Origin of the sequence: Actinoplanes sp. NPDC048791, assembly GCF_040650095.1 — a bacterium.
Classification (GTDB): Bacteria; Actinomycetota; Actinomycetes; order Mycobacteriales; family Micromonosporaceae; genus Actinoplanes.
Map to the genome: position 1 here is coordinate 1 of NZ_JBEZGQ010000805.1, position 3,901 is coordinate 3,901.

Genomic DNA, 3,901 nt, shown 5'->3' on the forward strand with positions numbered 1-3,901 from the left:
CTGGCCGCGGCCGGGGTTGAGGTCGCGCACGCCGCGTTCTTCGACACGGTGACCGCGGTGGTGCCGGGCCGGGCGGCCGAGGTGGTCGCGGCGGCCGAGGGTGCGGGGATCAATCTGCGGCTGGTGGACGCCGACCGGGTGTCGGTCGCGTGTGACGAGACGACGACGCCGGCGCACGTCGAGGCGGTGCTGGCCGCGTTCGGTGCGGCTCCGGCTCCGGCTGACGGGGCGGCGTTGCCGGCTGGTCTGGAGCGCACCACCGACTATCTGACGCACCCGGTGTTCTCGGCGCACCACTCGGAGACGGCGATGCTGCGGTATCTGCGCAAGCTGTCGGACCGGGACTACGCGCTGGACCGGGGCATGATCCCGCTGGGTTCGTGCACGATGAAGCTGAACGCGACCACCGAGATGGAGCCGGTCAGCTGGGCGGAGTTCGCCAACATCCACCCGTACGCGCCGGCGTCGCAGACGGCGGGTTACGAGGCGCTGGTGGCGCAGCTGGAGGGCTGGCTGGCCGAGGTCACCGGGTACGACGCGGTGAGTGTGCAGCCGAACGCGGGTTCGCAGGGTGAGCTGGCGGGTCTGCTGGCGATCCGGGGTTATCACCGGTCGCGGGGCGAGACCCACCGGGACGTGTGCCTGATCCCGTCGAGTGCGCACGGCACGAACGCGGCCAGCGCGGTGATGGCGGGCATGCGGGTGGTCGTGGTGGCCTGCGACGAGAACGGCAACGTGGACCTGGGTGACCTGGCCGCCAAGATCGAAAAGCACGCGGACGCGCTGGCGGCGATCATGGTGACGTATCCGTCGACCCACGGCGTGTACGAGAAGGGCATCGCGGAGCTGTGCGGCGCGGTGCACGACGCGGGTGGTCAGGTGTACGTCGACGGGGCGAACCTGAACGCGCTGGTCGGTTTCGCCAAGCCGGGCAAGTTCGGCGCGGACGTGTCGCACCTGAACCTGCACAAGACGTTCTGCATCCCGCACGGCGGCGGTGGCCCCGGGGTGGGCCCGGTCGCGGTGCGCGCGCATCTGGCGGAGTTCCTGCCGGGTGACCCGCTGGAGCCCGGTGAGCACCACGCGGTGTCGGCGGCGGCGCACGGCTCGGCCGGGATCCTGCCGATCTCGTGGGCGTACCTGCGGATGATGGGCCCGGAGGGGCTGGCCGCGGCGACCGGGGTGGCGGTGCTGGCGGCGAACTATGTGGCGGCGCGGCTGCGGGAGCACTACCCGGTGCTGTACGCCGGCAACGAGGGCCTGGTCGCGCACGAGTGCATCCTGGACCTGCGGCCGCTGACCAAGGCGACGGGCGTGTCGGTCGACGATGTGGCCAAGCGGCTCATCGACTACGGCTTCCACGCGCCGACGATGTCGTTCCCGGTGGCCGGGACGCTGATGGTGGAGCCGACCGAGAGCGAGGACCTGGCCGAGCTGGACCGGTTCTGCGACGCGATGATCGCGATCAAGGGCGAGATCGACCGGGTGGCTGCGGGGGAGTGGCCGCGGGACGACAATCCGCTGCACAACGCCCCGCACACGGCGGCGGCGGTGACGGCGGACGAGTGGCAGCACGCGTACCCGCGGTCGCTGGCTGGTTTCCCGGCCGGGGTGGACCGGACCTCGAAGTACTGGCCGCCGGTGCGGCGCATCGACGGGGCGTACGGGGACCGGAACCTGGTCTGCTCGTGCCCCTCGCCGGAGGCGTTCGAGGACTGAGTGGTCCGGTGCGGCGGGTCCGTCGCGGGTCGGCCGGGGTGGTGCTTCCGGTCGGCCCGCGGGCGTGTCGCAGGTCTCTCAGGCCGCCAGGGCGTGCACGGCCGGTCCGCGGTGTGGTGCGATCGTCCTGCCGTCGGGCAGCAGCTCACCGGTGTCCTCGAAGACGATGACACCGTTGCAGAGCAGGCTCCATCCCTGCTCGGGGAAGGTCGCCACGATCCGGGCCGCTTCGCGGTCGACGGCTTCGGCAGAGGGGCAGGACTTCTGGTGCTGGCACATCGGGTGTCTCCGGTAGGGGGTTGTGTCGTGCTTCACATCAACGGGGCGGAACACTACTCCCATCCGAACGAATCCGGATCTCGTGAGTGACGGCGCCCCATTGAGAGAATCCACTGTTCTGATGTTCCACGGCAGAGCCGCCGCCGACCACTTTCCGACACCCGGGCGGGGTCCTCAACCGGGTTCTCCGGCGTCCTGCCAGGGCCGTCACGGTGAGTCATACCGTTTCGAGTGGTCGGTGGGTGATGGCGGTGACCCCGCAGAGCTTGTCGCGGCGTTCCTCGAAGGCAACGGACTGCCGGTGCGAGACATCGGCCGAACGGCTACCCAATTCCACCCGACCGGCGTCGGAACCCCTTGCGGCGCAGCACTGTACGTGTCCGCGTCGGCCGGTTCGGTGATCATCGGCGGGCCTGCCGGAGCGCCCTCTCCGGTCCCCGGGATCCCGGATGTGGTGGCCGTGGTGCACACCCACCGCGACCCCACCGAGCCGTCACCGTCTGTGATGGGAGCGTGTGCGATCGGCTCCGGCAATTCGGGAGGTTCCGCAGCGGGTGCACGCCCGGACGAGTGGCGGCTGGGTCCGTGGCACGACAGTTGGAGCCGCGCCGAGCACGCCGCCGCGGTCACCGCCGTCCGGGCCGCGATCGGGCGTGGCGATGTCTATCAGGTCAACGTCGTGGGGCACGCCTCAGCGCCGTACACGGGTGATCCGGGGCCGGCCCTGGCCCGGGTGGCCGCTCTGCCCGGCGCGCGCTACGGCGGCGTTCTGACGGGTGAAGGCTGGGCCGTGGCGACGGCCACGCCGGAGACGCTGGTCGAGGTCCGCGGCGGCCGGGTGATCACCCGGCCGATCAAGGGCACCCGGCCGGCCACCGAGCAGGGCCGCCGCGAGCTGCTCGCCTCGGCCAAGGAACGCGCCGAGCACGTGATGATCGTCGACCTGGAACGCAACGACCTGGCCCGCCTCGGCGTGGGCGCGGTCCGGGTGGACGAGCTGTTCGCGGTGCGCCGCTGGTGCGAGCTGTGGCAGGCCGAGTCGGTGGTGTCCGCCCCGATCGAGCAGCCGGTGGGCCTGCCCGGGCTGCTGCGGGCGCTGTGCCCGGGCGGCTCGGTGACCGGCGCGCCCAAGCACGCGGCGCTGCGCGAGATCGCCCGGCTGGAGCCGGTCGGCCGCGGCGTCGCCATGGGCGCGCTGGGCTGGGTCGGCACCGACCACGTCGACCTGGGCCTGAGCATCCGTACGGTGGCCGTCGACGGTGAGCGGGTGCACCTGTGGGCGGGCGGTGGCATCACCATCGACAGTGACCCGTGGGCGGAGGTCGACGAGGCGGCGGCCAAGGCGGCCCCGATGCGCGCCGCGCTGGCCGGTCCCTGAACCGCGCGCCCACTTCGCCTAGGTTGGGCCCATGACTGTGCGACCCATCCGTTTCTACGGCGACCCGGTGCTGCGGACCCCCGCGGCCGAGGTCGTCACGTTCGACGACGACCTGCGGGCGCTGATCACCGACCTGGAGGACACCGTGCGCGAGCCCGGCCGGGCCGGGGTCGCCGCCCCGCAGATCGGTGTCGGCCTGCGCGCGTTCTCGTACAACGTCGACGGCGTGGTCGCTCACCTGATCAACCCGGTGCTGTCGGAGCCCGACGGTGAGCAGGACGACGAGGAGGGCTGCCTGTCGCTGCCCGGCATGGAATATCCGACCCGGCGGGCCTGGTCGGTGACCGCCACCGGCGTCGACCAGTTCGGTGAGCCGCTGACGATCAAGGGCACCGGGCTGCTGGCCCGGGCGTTGCAGCACGAGACCGACCACCTCGACGGCCGGCTCTACATCGACACGCTGACCGGAGACGTCCGCCGCCAGGCCCTGCGCGAGCTGCGCCGCGGCCCGCGGGCGGCCCGCCG

General features: G+C 72.2%; 4 protein-coding genes. 3 read left to right on the forward strand and 1 reads right to left on the reverse strand.

Translation table 11 applies throughout. The annotated features are described in order from the left end of the window. The coding region (gene gcvPB / locus AB0C29_RS37420) for an aminomethyl-transferring glycine dehydrogenase subunit GcvPB (RefSeq protein ID WP_360830766.1) at window positions 1–1,719 on the forward strand (1,719 nt) is incomplete at its 5' end. Between the two features lie 78 nt (window positions 1,720–1,797). Here gcvPB and AB0C29_RS37425 read toward each other — a convergent pair. Continuing rightward, window positions 1,798–1,998 (reverse strand): DUF5999 family protein, encoded by a 201-nt coding sequence (locus tag AB0C29_RS37425; RefSeq protein ID WP_212986528.1) that lies wholly within the window; start codon window positions 1,996–1,998, stop codon window positions 1,798–1,800. Between the two features lie 121 nt (window positions 1,999–2,119). On the opposite strand from AB0C29_RS37425, the gene AB0C29_RS37430 reads away from it, so the two are divergent. After that, entirely contained in the window at window positions 2,120–3,376 is a 1,257-nt protein-coding gene (locus tag AB0C29_RS37430) for a chorismate-binding protein (RefSeq protein ID WP_360830769.1), read from the forward strand. Window positions 3,377–3,407: 31 nt separating this feature from the next. Beyond that, window positions 3,408–3,901 (forward strand): peptide deformylase (locus AB0C29_RS37435; protein WP_360830772.1); only part of this gene is annotated, 494 nt, incomplete at its 3' end.